Here is a 17,375-nt window from a genome sequence, read left to right as displayed (position 1 = left end):
GCGACATTTTCTGCCGCAAACGGGTAATCAACTGGTGCCCCGGAACCGGGCGGCGATATCGAGAAGGCGTGCCGCAAGGGCGTCTGGTGCCGCGAAATAGGGGGAGTGGCCGCAATCGAGAGAACTTGTGTCAACGCCCGCCGCATGTGCCATCGCGGCCTGCCACTCGGGTGGGATGACGCGGTCGGCGGTGGTGACGATCGCATGGCGGGGCAGGGAGTGCGACGCTTCGGTCAGGGGCAGCGCCGTTTCCTGTGGCGCGACGGGCTCGGCTCCGAGCAGGGGCAGGGCACGGCTGGCAGTTCCGGGCGGGCAGTCGTGGAAGAGGAGCGGTGCGATCGTCGCCGGGTCGAAGCGGTAGGTTGGTGCGCCGCGGTCGTGGAGGATCTTGCCGCGCAGGGGCTGGCTCGGTCCGGCCCGGCGCAGGTCTGCCACCGACAGGCCGGGCCGGGGGATATAGGCGCAGAGGTAGATGAGACCCGAAACCTTGCCTTGCGCGGCTTCCGCCGCCGCGGTGATCGGAAAGCCCCCCGCGGAATGCCCGACAAGGATCACGGGGTCTTCGATCCGGTCGAGGATAGCGGTTCCATAATCCGAAAGGGTGACCGCGGCCGGGTCGGACCGGTCGGCGCCATGTGCCGGGAGGTCAATGGACCTGGCCTCGGCACCGGCGAGGACGAGACGGGGCAGGAGGTCCTGCCAGCACCAGGCGGCATGGCAGGAGCCATGGACCAGGAGGAAGCGCATCGTCATCGCGGCGCAGGGCCGGGCCGCCCGGCACGTTGAGCGGGACGGCCCGGCCCTGGGCGTGGGTCTCGGCGCAGGGTGGGGTGCCCTGTCAGCATTGGCCGATGGAGCTGAGGAAATCCGACACGGCTCCGGCCCAGGCCTCTGGCCTGTCGACCGGCGGAAGGTGGCCGGCGCCGCGTAGGAGTTCAAAGCGGCTGCCGCGGATCAGCGCGGAGGTTTCGCGGACAAGGTCGGCGGGAGTGGACCCGTCCTCGGATCCGGCAAGGGCCAGCGTGGGCAGGGTCAGTGTGGCGGTGGTGGTGTAGAAGTCGGTTCCCGCGATCGCTGCGGCGCAGCCGATCCAGCCCTGAGGGTCCTGCGCCAAAAGTCGGTCGCGCCAGTGCTGCGCCGCCGCCGAGGAGCGGGAGGCACGAGAGAACCAGCGCTCGATCGTCTGGTCGGTCACGGCAGCCATGCCCCCCCTGCGGACGGCATCGATCCGCGCAGCCCAGGTTTCGGCTGTGGCGATCTTGGCGGCTGTATTCGACAGCACGAGCCCGCGCACGAGGTCAAGTCGCTTCACCGCGAGCCCCTGGGCGATCATGCCGCCGATCGACAGTCCGATCACGACTGCATCGCGTATCCCGAGCAGTTCCATGGCGCGTTCCGTGTCGCGGATCAGCGCTCCCATGGCATAGGGCGGGGGCGGGCAGTCCGAGGCGCCATGGCCGCGCATGTCGAGGCGGATGTAGCGAGGGCCGTCCGGCAGAAGGGGCAGGACATTGTCCCAGAGCGTCAGATCGGTGCCGAGCGCGTGAAGGAACAGCACAGGCGGGCCGTCGGCGCGGCCATCCAGGGCCAGGCTTACGGTCAGATCACCCAGGTCGAGCCGAGTCGCTGTCACGAGCCGAACCTGTTGAGGGCCTCGATGAAGACCGAGGGATCGACATTCCCGCCCGAGGCGACGGCGATCACCGGTTCGTCCGGGCGTGCCGGCTTGCGGAATATGGCAGCCGCCAAGGCCACCGCCCCGCCAGGTTCAAGCACGATCCTCAGATGGGCGAAGGCGAGCGCCATCGCGTGCAGCGCTTCGTCATCGCTCACCGTCAAGCCTGGCCCGCACAGGCGCTTCATGATCGGAAAGGTCAGTTGGCCGGGTGTCGGTGTGATGATCGCGTCGCAGATCGAGCCGGTCAGCCGCTCGTTCTTCCGGTGCGCCCCCGCTGCCAGGCTCCGCGCCACATCGTCGAAGCCTTCCGGCTCGACCGGGCGGGCGCGCAGGCCTGGGGCATGCCTTTCGAGTGCAAGGGCGATACCGGAGGTCAGGCCTCCCCCACCGCAGCACACCAGCACATCGGCCATGTCGATACCAAGCAGGGCGGCCTGTTCAGCGATCTCGATACCGGCGGTGCCTTGCCCGGCGATCACTTCCGGGTTGTCGAAGGGCTTGATGAGTGTCAGGCCGCGCTCATCGGCCAGTTTCTCGCCAATCGCGTCTCGATCCTCGGTTTCGCGGTCGTAGAGGATGACCTCGGCGCCATAGGCACGGGTATTGGCGATCTTCACGGCCGGCGCGTCCGACGGCATCACGATCACTGCCGGAATACCGTGCCGGGCGGCGGCCAGCGCAACGCCCTGGGCGTGGTTGCCCGAGGAAAAGGCGATGACGCCGCGATCGCGCACCGGAGCGGGGAGGGCCGAGATGGCTGCCCACGCCCCCCGGAACTTGAACGAGCCGGTGAACTGCAGGCATTCGGCCTTGACGAAAATCCGCCGGCGCGCGAACCGGTCGAGCAGCGGCGAGTTCAACAGCGGCGTGCGCCGGACATGACCCTTGAGCCGTTCCGCGGCCCTTTCGACCCGATGAATGTCGGTCATGGTGCTGCGGCCGCAGGTTGCAGCTCGGCCACGAAGGCGCGGATCGCCGCGATGCATTCGGCTTCGTCGAGGAAGGGGGTATGGCCACGGTCGCGCACGGTCACCGCGACAAGGCCCGGATGGCGCGTCCGCATCTTTTCGACGGTCGAGCCCGAGAGGATGTCGGAGTTTTCACCGTGAAGGACCGTGACCGGCAATTCCTTGAGCTGGTCGAAGAACAGCCAAAGATCTGGCGCGGCGCCGGCTGCCGATTGCTCGATCAGGGCCCGGCGCAACAGCGGGTCATAGCGCAGGGCCAATCCTTCGGGGCTTTCGCGCCACATCCGCTCTGCCGCCTGCCGCCATTCACCGCGCGAAACGCCGGGGAACTCCTTGGCGAAAGACCGGGTCAGCCTGTCGGTCACCGCCTCGTAGGTCGGTTCGGCCGGAGGGATGCCGACATATTCCATGATCCGGGTCATGCCCTGCGTTCCCACCTCGGGGCCGACATCGTTCAGGATCGCGCCAAGGAGCCGTTCGCGGTGCATCGCCGCAAGGGCCATCGCGATCAGCCCCCCCCGCGAGGTGCCCAGGATCGCTACCTTATCGATACCGAGGTGATCCAGCAGCTCCAGAACGTCGTGAGCCTCGCGCAGGACGTTGTAGTTCATGTAGTCCGGGTCGTTATCCGACAGGCCGCGTCCCCGGCTGTCAAGCCGGATGAGCCGGCAGATGCCCGCCAGAGGCTCAAGGATCGGTTCGAAGTCTGCCATGTTCCGGGTCAGCCCTGCGAGACAAAGAAGCGGCAGTCCGCTTCCTCGGTCGTCATAGGCCAAGCGCAGGCCATCGCTTGTCGTGAACTGCTGCGCACCGGTCAATTGGCGCTTCTCGCGAAATGAGCGTGGGTGAGCGAGCGGATCACCAGCGTCCTCCTCATTCGTTGGGATACCTGCCGAAGGTGGCACAGCGATGACACCGAGGAAAGGGCTGAAGGCCCGCCGCCGCCGAATGCCGCAGTTCCATGAGGGCGAAGGCCGCTTGCCGCACAGGCGGTCAGGGCATAAACCCCTGCGGACGGCAGGACGACAGGAAGACGCGCGGATGGCGGAACAGCTGGAAGAACGGCAGGGCTCGAAAAGGGTCGGTGCTCTCGGCGGATTGATGCCCTTCCTGCGGCCCTATCGGGTGCTGGCCATGATGGCGGGGCTGGCGCTTGTCCTGACGGCGGCGGTCAGCCTTGTGCTGCCGATCGCCGTGCGCCGGGTCGTGGACGGTTTCGAATCCGGCAGTGCTGCGCTTCTCGACCAGTATTTCGTCGCGGCGCTGTTCATCGCGGCCCTGCTCGCGATTGGAACCGGTGCGCGATACTATCTTGTCACCCGTCTGGGCGAACGGGTCGTGGCCGACATCCGCCGCGCGATGTTCGACCGGGTCGTCGGGCTTAGCCCCGCTTTCTTCGAGCGCATCATGACGGGCGAGGTCGTCAGCCGCCTGACCACGGACACGACGCTGATCCTGTCGCTGATCGGGTCGTCCGTCTCGGTGGCGCTGCGCAACCTGCTGATCCTGATCGGCGGCATCGTGATGATGTTCTTCTCCTCGCCCAAGCTTGCAGGGCTGGTGCTGCTGCTCGTGCCGCTGGTCGTTGTGCCGATCGTCGTGCTGGGCCGGCGACTGCGGGCGCAGAGCCGCGAGAACCAGGACTGGATCGCGGCTTCGTCGGGCAATGCGTCCGAGGCACTGCAGGCCGTTCAGGCCGTGCAGGCCTTTACCCATGAAGCGGAATCGCGCGACAGCTTCGGCGAGATCACCGAGAAGTCCTATGCCTCGGCCCGGACCCGGATCGGTACGCGGGCGGTGATGACGGTTATCGTCATCTTCCTCGTCTTCTCCGGGATCGTCGGCATCCTGTGGATCGGCGCGCGCGACGTGCGGGTGGGCGCGATGAGCCCGGGCGAACTGATCCAGTTCCTGATCTATGCGGTGATGGTCGCGGGATCGGTGGGTGCGCTGTCCGAGATCTGGGGAGAACTCCAGCGGGCGGCGGGCGCGACCGAGCGGCTGCAGGAACTTCTGGCGACCGAAGACCCCGTGCTTGACCCTGCGCGGCCCCGGCCGCTGCCGCGCCCGGTGCGGGGCGAAGTGGTCTTCGACGACGTGATCTTCCACTACCCGGCGCGGCCCGAATACAGGGCGTTGAACGGGGTGAGCTTTACCGTGCAGCCGGGCGAGACGGTGGCGCTCGTCGGCCCCTCGGGTGCGGGGAAGTCTACGGTCTTCCAGATCCTCCTTCGCTTCTATGACCCGCAGTCGGGCCGGGTGACGCTGGATGGGATCGACCTGCGCGACATGGCGCGCGGCGATTTCCGCCAGGCGATGGCGCTGGTGCCGCAGGATCCGGTGATCTTTGCCACCTCTGCACGCGAGAACATCCGCTTCGGACGTCCGGAGGCGACCGATGCCGAGGTCGAGGCGGCGGCGAAAGCGGCGGCTGCGCATGATTTCCTGATCGCGCTGCCCCAAGGTTACGACACCTTCGTGGGCGAGCGGGGGGTGATGCTCTCTGGCGGGCAGAAACAGCGCATCGCCATCGCCCGCGCGATACTGCGCGATGCGCCAGTGCTGCTGCTGGACGAGGCGACAAGCGCGCTGGATGCGGAAAGCGAGCGGGCGGTGCAAGTGGCAGTGGAGCGCCTGTCGCAGGACCGCACCACGATCGTCGTGGCGCACCGTCTGGCCACGGTGAAACGCGCCGACCGCATCCTGGTCTTCGATCATGGCCGGATCATCGACAGCGGCACCCATGACGAACTGGTGGCGGGCGGCGGGCTTTACGCGCGGCTTGCGCGGCTGCAATTCACCGACGGCACGCTCTGACGCAACGCTGCGTCGCCTCGGGTCGCCACGCCTTGCGAGGCTGCGACATTCCGTCCATCCTCGGCGCGGGAGACAAGCTCGCCGGTCAACGGCGGCAGGGAGGGGTTTGAATGCGGGAGTTCTCGTCCGTCGCGGATGTGCGCGCCATCGAGGCCGAGGCCGACTGGGCTGGCCGGGGTGAACCGGCGACGATCTATGATTTTCTGAGCCGCACCAAGGCAAGACACGGCGACAGGCCGGCGGTGTCGTTCCAGCTTTTGTCGGGTGCAGCCGACCCGGCCCGGACCCTGACCTGGAGCGAGTTGCATGGCCGCGTCACCCAGGCCGCAAACGCCTTTCGCGCGCTTGGTGTAAGTGAGACGGATGTCGTCGCCTATGTGCTGCCGAATTGCCTCGAAACGGTCGTGACGCTGCTAGGCGGCATGGTCGCCGGGATCGTCAACCCGATCAACCCGCTGCTAGAGCCGCAGCAGATCGGCGCGATCCTGCGCGAGACCAAGGCAAAGGTCGTGGTCACCCTTCGTGCCTTTCCCAAGACCGATGTGGCTCAGAAGGTGGCGGAAGCGGTGCGCCACGCACCGAACGTCCGCACGGTCATCGAGATCGACCTTGTGCGCTACCTGAGCCCGCCGAAAAGCTGGATCGTCCGCATGATCCGGCCGAAGAACCCGACATCCCATGATGCGCTGGTGAAGAGCTTTCGGTCGCAGCTGGCGGCGCAGCCCGCCGACCGGCTGACCTTCGAGGACCGCAAGGCCGACCGGGTCGCGGCCTATTTCCACACGGGCGGCACGACGGGGATGCCGAAGGTCGCACAGCACCGCGTCTCGGGCATGGTCTATAACGGCTGGCTCGGCCATACGCTCTTGTTCCGCGAGACGGACGTGGTGATCTGCCCGCTGCCGATGTTCCATGTCTTTGCGGTCTATCCGATCCTGATGTCGATGATTGCCTCGGGTGCGCATGTCGTCTTCCCCACCCCGGCCGGCTATCGCGGCGAGGGGGTGTTCGACAATTTCTGGAAGCTCATCGGGCGCTGGAAGGTGACCTACATCATCACCGTGCCGACCGCGCTGGCCGCGCTGATGCAGCGCAAGGTTGACGCCGATGTCTCGACGCTGCGCGGCGCCTTCTCGGGGTCGGCCCCGTTGCCGGTGGAGCTTTTCAACCGGTTCGAGTTGGCGACTGGCGTGAAGATCATCGAGGGCTACGGCCTGACCGAATGCACTTGTCTCGTTTCCTGCAACCCGCCCGGCGGGGCCAAGAAGATCGGCTCGGTCGGCATTCCCTTCCCCTATACCGAGGTGCGGATTCTGCAGTTTGGCTCGGATGGCCAGGTCAGCCGCACCTGCGGCACCGACGAGGTCGGGGAGATCTGCATCTCCAGCCCGGGGGTCTTTGTCGGCAAGACCTATACGGAAGCCGAAAAGAACAAGGGCCTTTTCGCTGATGAGCGCTTCCTGCGCACCGGCGATCTGGGGCGCATCGACGCCCAAGGCTATTTGTTCATCACCGGCCGGGCGAAGGACTTGATCATTCGCGGAGGTCACAACATCGACCCCGCCGAGATCGAGGAAGCCCTGATGCGGCATGAGGCTGTCGCCTTTGTCGGTGCAATCGGCCAGCCCGACAGTTTCGCCGGAGAACTTCCCTGCGCCTATGTGGAACTCGTCAAGGACAAGACGGTGACCGAGAAGGAGCTTCTCGATTTCGCGCGTGAGCACATTCACGAGCGGGCGGCAGTGCCGAAACACATCGAGATCCTGACGGAACTGCCGAAAACCGCGGTCGGCAAGGTGTTCAAGCCCGACCTCCGCCGCAAGGCGATCATCCGCGTCTACGACGCTGCGCTGTCCGAGGCCGGTCTTGCGGCAGGCGTCCGCGAGGTCGTCGAGGACAAGAAGCGCGGCCTTGTCGCCAAGATCGAGCGGCGCGGCGATGTGGACGAGACGGCGCTGAAGCAGGTGCTCGGCACCTTTGCCGTCGCCTGGGACATGGCCGACTGACGCAAGGAGAGAGGGGGCTGTCTGCCCCCTCGCGCGCGGCGCGCGCTCACCCCCGAGGATATTTGGGAACAGAAGAAGGGCTGCCGATCAGAGTGTGGCCGTGTCGAGCCAGATCGTCACTGGCCCGTCGTTGACGAGGTTGACCGCCATGTCCGCCCCGAACTCGCCGGTCTCGGTCGCGAACCCTTCAGCCCGCATCCGCGCGGCGAAGTGTTCGTACAGGCGCCGGCCCTCGGCGGGAGGGGCTGCGTAGGAAAAGCCGGGACGGTTGCCGCGCAGGTCGGCGGCCAGGGTGAACTGGCTGACGACCAGAACGGACCCCTGAGTGTCCCGGAGAGAGAGATTCATCTTCCCTGCTTCGTCCTTGAAAATGCGGAGCTTTGCGATCCGTTCGGCCAGGCGATCCGCCTCTGGCTCTCCATCACCCTGCATCGCGCAGACGAGGATCATCAGGCCCGGACCGATCTGGCCTATCACGTCACCTTTGACCGTGACCCGGGCTTCGGTAACGCGCTGGACGACCGCCCTCACAGCTCGTGCGCCCAGGGCGGGTTTGCGCCGGGTCGCGAGACGGTGACGGCGGCGGCGCGGCTGCCAAGCGACAGGGCGGCGTCCAGGGCGGCATCCGACAGCTCGGCCACCGCGGCTTTGGTCAGCATCCCGTCCCGGTCGAGCGCCGCCATAACCCCGGCGTTGAACGTGTCACCCGCCCCGACGGTATCGGCCACGGTGACTTTCTGCGAGGCGACGAAACGCTCGCCGGTCGCGGTGATGGCGCGGGCCCCCTTCGCGCCTTCGGTTATGAATACGACCTTGGGTCCGCGCGCAACGATCCCGCGGGCCAGCGCAGTGATGTCGCCTGCGCCTTCCAGCCAGTGCAGATCCTCGTCCGACAGTTTCACGATGTCCGCGCGGGCCATCATGCGGGCGATCCGGGCACGGTAGGCGGCCTGATCGGTGATGAAGCCGGGCCGGATGTTCGGGTCGATCATCGTCACCCGGCCCGCGGCGGCGGCGCGGGACTGAAGCTCGTCATAGGCCCCGGCGGCAGGGTCGTTCACAAGACTGATGCCCCCGAAGAACAGCGTGCCGATATGGGAGGGCAGGGCAGGCAGGTCCGCGACGGAGAGGAGGCGACCAGCAGTGTTCTCGTCGTAGAAGGCATAGGTTGCCTGCCCGTTCACCAGCTTGACGAAGGCGAGCGTCGTTGGCCGCCCCGAGCGGGCGCAAAGCGACGTGTCGACCTTGGAGGCGGCCAGCGTCTGGTCGAGGATTTCGCCAAACAGGTCGGTCGAAAGCCCGGTGAAGAAGCCCGATGTCGCTCCAAGCCTGCCAAGGGCGATGGCGGTGTTGAACACGGCGCCGCCTGCATAGGGCGCGAAGGCGGCCTCTCCAGCCGTGCTTTCGCGCGGCAGCATGTCGATCAGCGCTTCGCCGCAGCTCAGGATCATCGGAACTCCCCCTTCGGTCTTTTCCCCTCCATAGGCGGGCGGGGCGTTTCGGGCAATGGGAAGATGTTAGCGCCCAAACCAGGGAGCGAGGTTTGTCCGGACCCGCTCCAGCGGCGTTGCACCCGACATGTCGGGCACGAATGTCTGGCCGGTGATCGTCTCGTAGGCCTCGATATAGACGCGGGCCGTCCGCTCGATCATCTCGGCCGGAATTTCCGGGATCGGATCGTGGTACGGATCGCAGCGCGCCGCGACCCAGGCCCGGATCACGTCCTTGTCGAAGGACGGTGGGCGGGCGCCCGTTTCGAAAGCCTGCTCATAACCCGAGGCGATCCAGTAGCGGCTTGAATCGGGGGTGTGGATCTCGTCGGCGATCAGGATGTTGCCTTTGACATCGACGCCGAACTCGTACTTGGTGTCGACGAGGATCAGCCCCCGCGCTGCTGCCATCTGCTGTCCGCGCGCGAAGAGCGCCAGCGCCCGGTCCGAGACGAACGCCCATTGCTCTGCAGTGAGGATGCCCGACGAGATGATCTGCTCGGGTGTGAGCGGCGCATCATGGCCGCCATCGAACTCCTTCGAGGTCGGCGTGATGATGGCCTGCGGCAGCGCCTGGTTCGGGCGCAGGCCGTCGGGGAAGTCGTGGCCATACATCTGCCGTTCGCCCTTCTGGTAGAGCGTCAGGATCGAGGTTCCGGTGGTGCCCGCCAGATAGCCCCGCACCACCATCTCGACCGGCAGGATGGTGACATGCTTGCCGATCACCACGTTCGGATCGGGATAGGCGAGGACGTGGTTCGGGCAGATGTCGACCGTATGTTCGAACCAGTAACGCGCCATCTGGGTCAGAACCTGCCCCTTCCACGGGATCGCCGCCAGAATCCGGTCGAAGGCCGAGATCCGGTCGGACGAAATCAGGATGCGCCGCGGCCCGTTCACGCCATCGTCGGGCAGGTCGTAGCAGTCGCGGACCTTGCCGAAATAGGGGTTGGGCAGTTCCGCGATGCGGGCGTGGTCGAGGACGCGGGACAGGTCAATCATGGGGCGCTCCGGGCTATGGCGCTCTATCCGTCGGAGGCGCGGGGGAGTCAACCGGACGCAAGGCTGGGCGGGCGGCTGTCGTCAAGCGGGCGCATCGACTGCTGAAGCAGGGTGCGCAGCCATCGGTGTGTGGGATTGCCGGTCGAGCGCCGATGCCATGCCGCCACGATGCGCATGGTCGGCATCGGGATCGGCGGTTCGTAGGAGACAAGCCCCATCTTCGGGCCAAGGATCAGGCCAAGCTGTCTTGGCACGACCGCGATGAGATCGCTTTCGGCCACGACCCGGCAGATGCCCGAAAAGACCGGCATCGTCATCACGACCTCACGCGATTTCCCGATCTTCGCCAGCGCCTCGTCGGTGATCGACTGCATCCGCCCCTCGGGCGAGAACAGGGCGTGGCCAAGCGAACAGAACAGATCGAGCGGGAGCGTGCCGCCCGGCGCGATGCCCGCTGCCAAGATGGCCGGATGGTCCGGCCGGGCAATCACGCCGAATGGCGACTGGAACAGGGTGGCCGCTTCGACCCAGTCCGGAAAGGTCTCCGCCGGGATCAGCGCGATGTCGGCCTGATACCGCTCGAGGCTGTCGAGATAGTTGCTTGGCAGCAGGTCGATCAGTTGCACCCGGACCTTCGGGGCGCGGGCCGGAAGCTCGCGCGCCAGGACCGGCATCAGCACCTCGGCGAAGAAATCGCTGCCGGCCAGCCGAAAAGTGCCTTCAGCCGTGGACGGATCGAAGGCTGTCGGTGGAATGAACAGCGCCTCGATCCGGTCGATCTCCTGTCTGAGCGGCAGGGCAAGACCGCGCGCATAATCCGTCGGCACGAGGCCCGATCCCTGGCGGACGAACAGCTCGTCGTCCAGCGCATGGCGAAGGCGACCAAGTGCAGCCGATACGGCGGGCTGCGACAGGCCAAGGCGTTCGCCAGCCCGGACCGTTGATCCTTCGCGCAAGAGCGCGTCGAGCACCCGCATCAGGTTGAGGTCGAAGGTCGCGAAATTCATGATGTCGATACCGTGCATAACATCAATCGATTTGGTTTATACGCCATCGCCCGGTAACGTCCATCCCAGAGGCGCCTCACCTTCACCCCTGTGCAAACGGAGACTTCCGATGTTCGACGAATTTCAGGGACCCGGCACGCTGGACTGGAATGGTGTGCTCTACCGCGTCCTGCTTTCGACCGCCGACACGGGCGGTGCCATGTCGATCGTGGACAGCTGGTGCCCGGCCGGCGAGGGCCCGCCGCGCCATGTGCATGATGCCGAGGATGAGGCCTTCGTCGTGATCTCCGGCCGGATGCGGTTCTGGCTCGACGGTGTTCTGAGCGAGAAGGGCCCGGGCGAAACCGTGTTCATTCCCCGTGGCCATGAGCACACCTTCCAGGTCACCGAGGACGGACCCTCGCGCCACCTCGTTATCCTGACACCCGGCGGGTTCGAGGGATTCTTTGCCGACATGGCGGCGGGCCGCTATCAGATCCCGGCCGACATGGGTCCGATCCTCGAATCCGCCGCCCGCCACAACCTGCGCTTCACCGGCCCGCCGATCGGCGCCTGACACGAGAGAGACCATGACGACCGCGACCCGACCGATTGTTTACCACATCCCCGTCTGCCCCTTTTCCCAAAGGCTCGAAATCCTGCTCGGGTTGAAGGGGCAGCGCGACGCGGTGGAGTTCCGCACAGTTGACATCACCAAGCCCCGCGACCCGGAGCTCTTGCGCAAGGCGAACGGCACGACCGCCTTGCCGATGATGGAACTGCCAGACGGTCGGATCCTGAAGGAAAGCCTGGTCCTGCTCGACTACCTCGACGAAACCCTGCCCGGCGGCCCGATCCGCCGGGCCGCCCCCTACGACCGTGCGGTCGAGCGGATGCTGATCGCGAAGGAAGGCCCCTTCGCCACCCAGGGCTATGTCTTCGTGATGAACGCCGACCCCGAGCGGCGCGCGGCGCATCAGGCGAAGATGGACGCGCTCTGGCGGGATCTGGATACCTTCCTTGTCCAGCACAATCCGCAGGGCGACTTCCTGTTCGATCGCTTCGGTCTGGCGGAGGCGGTCTTTACGCCGCTATTCATGCGGTTCTGGTTTCTCGGTTACTACGAGGGCTATGACCTGCCGGCAGACGCGATCCGCGCCCGGCGCTGGCGTGAGGCCTGCCTTGCCCATCCGGCGGCGCAGCAGGTGACCCGGGAAGAGATCGTCAAGCTCTACTACGACTATGCGCTTGGAGCCGGGAACGGCGCGCTGGTCGAAGGACGCACGCGGTCGAGCTTCGTCTTCACCCCGGACTGGCGAGAGCGGCCCTGGCCGAGCCCCGACAAGTATGGTCGCCGCGCGACGGATGCGGAACTCGGGCTGGTCTGAGCCGCGCCCCTTGCATCGCTGGTCCCCTTCGGCGAGCCTCCGCACGGATCACGACGGAGGCACAGCATGAACGGGGCAGAGACGCTGGCGGATACGCTGCTGGCGAGCGGGGTGACCGTCTGTTTCGCCAATCCCGGCACGTCGGAGATGCATTTCGTCTCGGCGCTGGATGCCCGCCCCGAGATGCGTTGCATCCTGTGCCTGTTCGAAGGCGGCGTGACCGGCGCGGCGGACGGCTATTTCCGCATGTCGGGACAGGTGGCGGCGACGCTTCTTCACCTTGCGCCCGGCTTCGCCAACGGCATCGCCAACCTGCACAATGCGCGCAAGGCGGGCAGCGGCGTGATGAACGTCATGGGCGACCATGCGAGCTATCACCTGCGCCACGAGACGCCGCTCAAGGGCGATACCGAGGCCATGAGCCGCACCGTCTCGCACTGGACGCGCAAGACCGCCGATGCCGGGTCGGTGGCGCAGGACGGCGCTGCGGCGGTTCGGGCGGCGCGGTCGGCCAACGGCCAGATCGCCACGCTGATCCTGCCCGCTGATGCCGCCTGGGGCGAGGCCGCCGAGGCCGTCGTCGCCGCAGCCCCGCCCGTTCTGCCCCGCCCGACGGCGGCGCAGGTCGCGGCGGCGGCAGAGGCGCTGAAGGTGCCGGGGGCGGTCCTGTTCCTCGACGGTCCGGTGCTGCGGCCCGAGCATGCGATCTGGGCGGCGCGGGTGCAGAAGGCGACAGGCTGCCGCCTGATGACCCAGTACTTCGCCGCCCGGATTCCTCGTGGTGAGGGGGCGCTCCGGCTCCAGCGCTTGAGCTACCGGATCGACGATGCGATGGCCGACCTGAAGGGCGTGCCGGAACTGGTGCTGCTTGGCGCGACGCGGCCAGCCGGGTTCTTCGCCTATCCGGGCAAGCCGAGCCTGTCGGAAGACCCGTCTTCGCGCGTGACAGAGCTTTGCACGCCCGAGATGGACGGGGTCTGGACCCTTCAGGCGCTGGCGGCGGAACTGGGCGCGGCGGCGCTCGAGGTGACGGACGCCGACCTGCAACCCCATATGCGCTCTTCGCTGCCTGCCGGTCCGATCACTCCTGCCGCCATCGGCCAGTCTGTGGCGGCACTGATGCCCGCCGGCACGGTGGTGGTGGACGAGGCGATCACCGCCTCGGCCCCGCTGGCGGCGGCGACGGAGAAGGCGCGGGCGCATGACTGGCTGAACGTCACCGGCGGCGCGATCGGCTTCGGCCTGCCGGTCGCGGTCGGCGCGGCGGTGGCCTGCCCCGACCGAAGGGTGCTGGCGCTGCAGGCCGACGGCTCGGCCATGTACACGCTGCAATCGTTCTGGACCATGGCGCGGGAGGAGCTGGACGTGACCGTGGTCATCCTCGCCAACCGCGGCTACCAGATCCTGCGGCTCGAGATGCTGAACCTCGGCCTGCCCCCCGCCGGCGGCAACGCAAGGCGGATGGTCGATGTGGCGGGGCCGGAACTCGACTGGGTGGCACTGGCGAAGGGCCACGGGGTCGAGGCAATTCGGGTGACGGACATGGACGCCTTCAACGCCGCGCTGGAGGCCGGGCTGGGGCGGAAGGGGCCGTATCTGATCGAGGCGGTGTTGTAGGGGGCGTCCTGCGCGTGGCAGAGGGCAGGGCCCGACCGCGGGAGGGCGCTGCCCGGCGGCGCTTGCGCGCCTTGTTCCGGGCGGGTCCGGATGTGGCAGTCGTTAGCACTTTCTAAAGCCTGTTTCGGCCAGCCTGCATGGAACGGGAACAGGTGGACGGAGTTCGCTGTCTGAAAGAGGGTACGGCGAACTGGTCGTATCCGGACCATCGCCGTCTCCTACTGGATCTGTATCACCCCGATCTCCCGCAGATACACCAGCCCGCCAACCACAATCGCCGCCGCCAGCACCGCCAGCATGATCTTCCACACCGAATAGGGCCGCTCGCCCTGGACCTCGCCGGTCTGGGCGTTGACGAGGAAGCGGTAGCTCTTGCCGTTGTACTTGTAGGCCGCCGACCAGATCGGCAGCAGGATGTGCTTGAAGGTCTCGGCCGAGTGGCGCGTCTCGACCGCCTCGATGCGCTGCTCGTCGCCGCCGATGTCGCGGGCGACGTCGAGGCGGATGATCTGGTCCATCCGCGCCCGTGCCTCGGCATGGCCGTCGCGCAGCGCCACGGTGTAGCCCTCGGCCCGGAAACCGGCGAGGTAGTCGGGGCGGTAGGGCACCAGCGCGCCAAGGTCCCAGGGCGTCAGCTCGTCGCCCAGCCGCTTCGGCAGGCTGGTCGAGGCCATGACCAGCACATCGTCGAAGCGGCGCGTGACCTGGCCTGAAACCGGATACCAGCGGATCTTGCGCACCTGCACCTGCCGCCGCTCGTTGCGGCCGTTGACGTTCACGGTGACCGTCTGCGTCTCGTAATAGGCGACGCCGCGCTGGCCGCGATAGCGGCTGGCGGTGTCGGCGTCGAAGGTCCAGAAGGGCACATACATGCCGGCGAGTGCCCGCCCCTTGCGGGTGTACTCGACCAGCCCGTTCGGCGCGAACCACAGGCGCCCCAGCCACTTGACCATCTCGGCCCGCGCCTCGGCCTCGGACAGCCGGAACGGGATCAGCGCCTGCGGCTTGATGAGCCGGCTCGTGCCGGTGTCGATGACCACGGGCGTGGCGCAGAACGGGCATTCGGCGGCATGGGTGGCGCCGTCGAACTCCACCACCGCGCCGCAAGAGGGGCAATGCGCGGTGCGCACCTCGACCATCTGCGATTGCGGCAGGTCGTTGGCGAGGCCCGAGCGCAGGTCGTATTCGGTCAGCGCCGAGCGGCGCGAGGGCGTGTCGGCCTGAGGGATGCCCTGCACATGGCCGCAATAGGGGCAGACAAGCTCGGTCTGGCCGGGCGCGAACCTCAGGTCCGCGCCGCAGCTTTCACAGGGAAAGCGGTGTTCTTCCTGCGGCACGTCGGCCTCCCGTCAGGCCCCCGGCGGCAGGGGCGGCGGGGTTTGCGGCAGAAGCTCGGCCAGCGCGGTGTCAGCGGCGACCTTCCAGCCCTCCTGCCCGGCGGTCCAGACCAGGGTCTTTGCCGTCAGAGTTCCGTTCGCGGCCATGCCGGCGAGTTGCGACTGCGGGAAGGGTCCTTGCGTCGCGCCATTGGCGGCGATGTGCCACTGGCGCTCGGTTGGCGGTGCCGGCGGCGGGGGCGGGGCAGCGGCGCCTGGAGCCGCGCCCCAGGGCCCGCGCCGCGCCATCTCCATGCCAAGGCCCGCGCCCATGCCCGTCGCCATGGCCGAGCCCGCTCCGGAGGCCGGGTTGTTCAGCGCCTCGGCGGCCGAGAATTCGGTGTATTTCGACAGGTCGCCCGCGATGCCCGTGGACGTCCGCTTGTCGAGCACTTTCTCGACTTCCTCGGGCAAGCTGATGTTCTCGATGTAGAATTCCGGCAGGATCAGCCCGTATTCGGCGATCTGCGGCGCGATCGCGGTGGTGATGAGCTTGGACAGGTCCTTGGTATTCGCCGCCATGTCGAGCACGGGAATGTTCGACGAAGCCAGCACCCGGCTGACCTCCTGCAGGATGACGTTGCGGATCTGGAAGCTGATCTCGTCTGCGGTGAATTCGCCATCGGTGCCGACGATCTCGGTCATGAAGCGGGCGGGGTCCGCGACGCGCATCGAATAGGTGCCGAAGGCGCGCAGGCGGATTGGGCCGAATTCGGGGTCGCGGGTAATGATGGGGTTCTTGGTGCCCCATTTCTGGTCGTTGAAGCGCGTGGTGTTGATGAAATAGATCTCGGACTTGAACGGCGACTTGAAGCCATGGTCCCAGTGCTGGAGCGTGGTCAGGATCGGCAGGTTGTTGGTCTCGAGCATGTAGAGCCCTGGGCCGAAGGTGTCGGCCAGTTGCCCCTCATGGATGAAGACCGCCGCCTGCCCCTCGCGCACGGTGAGCTTTGCGCCGTACTTGATTGCGTTGCCATGGCGCTCGAAGCGCCAGACCATCGTGTCGCGGGTGTCATCGGTCCATTCGATGACGTCGATGAATTCTCCGGTGAAGAAACCAAGGACCATCAGGGCCTCCTTGTTCTGACAATCAACTGTTGCCGCCGACGAGCTCGGTGGCGAGGGAATAGACGATGGGCCGCGCCTCGGCCTCGGTCATGCCGGTCGTCAGGCGCTTGTCGTAGAGCATCTTCAGCATCATCTCGTCCATCGGCGTGAGCAAGGCGAATTCCTCATCATCGTTGAAGATCGATGGGCGCGCATCTGGGCTGTCATTGGCGAGGCCCAGCCCCTGCGTCACCTCTTCATGGATGCAGGACAACTCCATCAGGTCCGGGTGCTCGGCCCGGATGACAGCCAAGGCCCGAGTATAGGCCGACTGACCATTCGGAGACATGGCATAGACGAGACAATAGGTCGAAAGCGGCATGTCGGTGATGCCCCGCAACTCGGCGGAACTGAGCCCCGGCAAGATCGAGGAGAACACGTGCCCCATTCCGCGCCGCTCATCCTCGTCCACGACAAAGATGAAGAAATTCGGGCTCTCGTCGGTCAGGAGAATTGGATGACCGCTGACCTTCTGCAAGCGTTTGAGGAACGAGCCGATCAGGGCCCGGTCGGTTGCCTGCCTTTCCTTCGAGACTGAAGCTCCGAAGCGAAGCGAGACCCGCACCGGTTCCTCCCACCGTCGCAACACGCTTGGTGTCGCGCGTTGCACCGGCCCAAGCGGGGAACGGGCGTATTCGTCGAACAGCGCCACCCGGATGAAGCTCTCCGCCAGCATCGTGTCGGTGAAGGGCGCATCTTGCCCGCCGCCATCCGTCCGCATCAGGCCGCGGGCCAGAAGACTGTCCTGAACCTGAGCGTAGTAGGCCTGAACCCGCAGGCTTTCGGCCGACTGTGGCTTTGCCTTCGGTTCTTCATGCGGCGGCGGTGGAGGAGCAGAGACAGGTGTCGGAGGGGGGGTGACGCATCCCATCAGCGCCATCAGGACGATGAGGCTACATGCCCTGATGAGACGCAGATGCAAGGCGATCATGATCGACGA

16 protein-coding genes are annotated in these 17,375 nt (G+C 66.7%); 5 read left to right on the top strand and 11 right to left on the bottom strand.

The window, feature by feature from the left end:
* Positions 1-27 precede the first annotated feature (27 nt).
* From L0V05_RS08195 to L0V05_RS08180, 4 genes are all read right to left on the bottom strand, one after another.
* A complete protein-coding gene (locus L0V05_RS08195) occupies positions 28-753 on the bottom strand; it encodes an alpha/beta fold hydrolase (RefSeq protein WP_234869622.1) in 726 nt (241 codons plus the stop codon).
* Between the two features lie 85 nt (positions 754-838).
* The gene (pcaD, locus tag L0V05_RS08190; RefSeq protein ID WP_234869621.1) at positions 839-1,633 is read right to left on the bottom strand and encodes a 3-oxoadipate enol-lactonase; all 795 of its coding nucleotides are present in this window, start codon (positions 1,631-1,633) and stop codon (positions 839-841) included.
* On the bottom strand, positions 1,630-2,607 hold the full coding sequence (locus L0V05_RS08185) for a threonine ammonia-lyase (RefSeq protein WP_234869620.1): 978 nt from the start codon (positions 2,605-2,607) through the stop codon (positions 1,630-1,632). Before L0V05_RS08185 ends, pcaD begins: the two co-directional genes overlap by 4 nt.
* Positions 2,604-3,464, bottom strand: coding sequence for an alpha/beta fold hydrolase (locus L0V05_RS08180; RefSeq protein ID WP_234869619.1), 861 nt, complete (start codon positions 3,462-3,464; stop codon positions 2,604-2,606). The genes L0V05_RS08185 and L0V05_RS08180 overlap by 4 nt, the downstream gene beginning before the upstream one ends.
* A gap of 223 nt (positions 3,465-3,687) precedes the next feature.
* On the opposite strand from L0V05_RS08180, the gene L0V05_RS08175 reads away from it, so the two are divergent.
* Together L0V05_RS08175 and L0V05_RS08170 are read left to right on the top strand one after the other, a co-directional pair.
* Positions 3,688-5,463: an ABC transporter transmembrane domain-containing protein gene (locus L0V05_RS08175; protein ID WP_234869618.1), complete on the top strand. Its 1,776-nt coding sequence runs from the start codon at positions 3,688-3,690 to the stop codon at positions 5,461-5,463.
* Between the two features lie 110 nt (positions 5,464-5,573).
* On the top strand, positions 5,574-7,469 hold the full coding sequence (locus L0V05_RS08170; protein WP_234869617.1) for an acyl-CoA synthetase: 1,896 nt from the start codon (positions 5,574-5,576) through the stop codon (positions 7,467-7,469).
* 87 nt (positions 7,470-7,556) lie between these two features.
* Here L0V05_RS08170 and dtd read toward each other — a convergent pair whose 3' ends face one another.
* The 4 genes from dtd to L0V05_RS08150 form a co-directional block, all read right to left on the bottom strand.
* Positions 7,557-8,000, bottom strand: coding sequence for a D-aminoacyl-tRNA deacylase (gene dtd, locus L0V05_RS08165; RefSeq protein ID WP_234869616.1), 444 nt, complete (start codon positions 7,998-8,000; stop codon positions 7,557-7,559).
* A complete protein-coding gene (locus tag L0V05_RS08160; protein ID WP_234869615.1) occupies positions 7,997-8,920 on the bottom strand; it encodes a carbohydrate kinase family protein in 924 nt (307 codons plus the stop codon). Before L0V05_RS08160 ends, dtd begins: the two co-directional genes overlap by 4 nt.
* Before the next feature lie 66 nt (positions 8,921-8,986).
* On the bottom strand, positions 8,987-9,961 hold the full coding sequence (locus tag L0V05_RS08155; protein WP_234869614.1) for a phosphoribosylaminoimidazolesuccinocarboxamide synthase: 975 nt from the start codon (positions 9,959-9,961) through the stop codon (positions 8,987-8,989).
* Between the two features lie 47 nt (positions 9,962-10,008).
* Positions 10,009-10,986 carry a LysR family transcriptional regulator gene (locus L0V05_RS08150; RefSeq protein WP_234869613.1) on the bottom strand — a complete coding sequence of 326 codons (978 nt, stop codon included), beginning with the start codon at positions 10,984-10,986 and terminating at the stop codon, positions 10,009-10,011.
* Positions 10,987-11,077: 91 nt separating this feature from the next.
* Between L0V05_RS08150 and L0V05_RS08145 the strand changes: the two genes are divergently transcribed.
* From L0V05_RS08145 to L0V05_RS08135, 3 genes are all read left to right on the top strand, one after another.
* Complete coding sequence (locus L0V05_RS08145; protein WP_234869612.1) at positions 11,078-11,524, top strand: cupin domain-containing protein; 447 nt, start codon at positions 11,078-11,080, stop codon at positions 11,522-11,524.
* Positions 11,525-11,537: 13 nt separating this feature from the next.
* Positions 11,538-12,335 (top strand): glutathione S-transferase family protein, encoded by a 798-nt coding sequence (locus L0V05_RS08140; RefSeq protein ID WP_234869611.1) that lies wholly within the window; start codon positions 11,538-11,540, stop codon positions 12,333-12,335.
* 66 nt (positions 12,336-12,401) lie between these two features.
* Positions 12,402-13,952, top strand: coding sequence for an acetolactate synthase large subunit (locus L0V05_RS08135; RefSeq protein ID WP_234869610.1), 1,551 nt, complete (start codon positions 12,402-12,404; stop codon positions 13,950-13,952).
* 218 nt (positions 13,953-14,170) lie between these two features.
* Here L0V05_RS08135 and L0V05_RS08130 read toward each other — a convergent pair whose 3' ends face one another.
* The 3 genes from L0V05_RS08130 to L0V05_RS08120 are packed head-to-tail and all read right to left on the bottom strand — an operon-like array spanning position 14,171 to position 17,366.
* Complete coding sequence (locus tag L0V05_RS08130) at positions 14,171-15,289, bottom strand: TFIIB-type zinc ribbon-containing protein (protein ID WP_234869609.1); 1,119 nt, start codon at positions 15,287-15,289, stop codon at positions 14,171-14,173.
* A 12-nt stretch (positions 15,290-15,301) separates the two neighbouring features.
* Positions 15,302-16,396, bottom strand: coding sequence for an SPFH domain-containing protein (locus tag L0V05_RS08125; protein ID WP_234869608.1), 1,095 nt, complete (start codon positions 16,394-16,396; stop codon positions 15,302-15,304).
* A 22-nt stretch (positions 16,397-16,418) separates the two neighbouring features.
* Positions 16,419-17,366, bottom strand: coding sequence for a DUF2927 domain-containing protein (locus tag L0V05_RS08120; protein ID WP_234869607.1), 948 nt, complete (start codon positions 17,364-17,366; stop codon positions 16,419-16,421).
* Positions 17,367-17,375: the final 9 nt, after the last annotated feature.

The sequence above is a fragment of the Alitabrizicola rongguiensis genome (assembly GCF_021491355.1).
GTDB classification, from domain to species: domain Bacteria; phylum Pseudomonadota; class Alphaproteobacteria; order Rhodobacterales; family Rhodobacteraceae; genus Aliitabrizicola; species Aliitabrizicola rongguiensis.
Note: the sequence above shows the minus strand (reverse complement) of the source record. Positions and strands in the feature narration are given on the sequence as shown.

Bases quoted from the DNA above. Each gene is read 5' to 3' on its own strand.
- L0V05_RS08185 (WP_234869620.1), bottom strand. From the start codon at position 2,607: ATGACCGACATTCATCGGGTCGAAAGGGCCGCGGAACGGCTCAAGGGT.
- L0V05_RS08145 (WP_234869612.1), top strand. From the start codon at position 11,078: ATGTTCGACGAATTTCAGGGACCCGGCACGCTGGACTGGAATGGTGTG.
- L0V05_RS08170 (WP_234869617.1), top strand. From the start codon at position 5,574: ATGCGGGAGTTCTCGTCCGTCGCGGATGTGCGCGCCATCGAGGCCGAG.
- L0V05_RS08135 (WP_234869610.1), top strand. From the start codon at position 12,402: ATGAACGGGGCAGAGACGCTGGCGGATACGCTGCTGGCGAGCGGGGTG.
- L0V05_RS08175 (WP_234869618.1), top strand. From the start codon at position 3,688: ATGGCGGAACAGCTGGAAGAACGGCAGGGCTCGAAAAGGGTCGGTGCT.
- L0V05_RS08155 (WP_234869614.1), bottom strand. From the start codon at position 9,961: ATGATTGACCTGTCCCGCGTCCTCGACCACGCCCGCATCGCGGAACTG.
- L0V05_RS08195 (WP_234869622.1), bottom strand. From the start codon at position 753: ATGACGATGCGCTTCCTCCTGGTCCATGGCTCCTGCCATGCCGCCTGG.
- L0V05_RS08160 (WP_234869615.1), bottom strand. From the start codon at position 8,920: ATGATCCTGAGCTGCGGCGAAGCGCTGATCGACATGCTGCCGCGCGAA.
- L0V05_RS08125 (WP_234869608.1), bottom strand. From the start codon at position 16,396: ATGGTCCTTGGTTTCTTCACCGGAGAATTCATCGACGTCATCGAATGG.
- L0V05_RS08150 (WP_234869613.1), bottom strand. From the start codon at position 10,986: ATGCACGGTATCGACATCATGAATTTCGCGACCTTCGACCTCAACCTG.
- L0V05_RS08140 (WP_234869611.1), top strand. From the start codon at position 11,538: ATGACGACCGCGACCCGACCGATTGTTTACCACATCCCCGTCTGCCCC.
- L0V05_RS08120 (WP_234869607.1), bottom strand. From the start codon at position 17,366: ATGATCGCCTTGCATCTGCGTCTCATCAGGGCATGTAGCCTCATCGTC.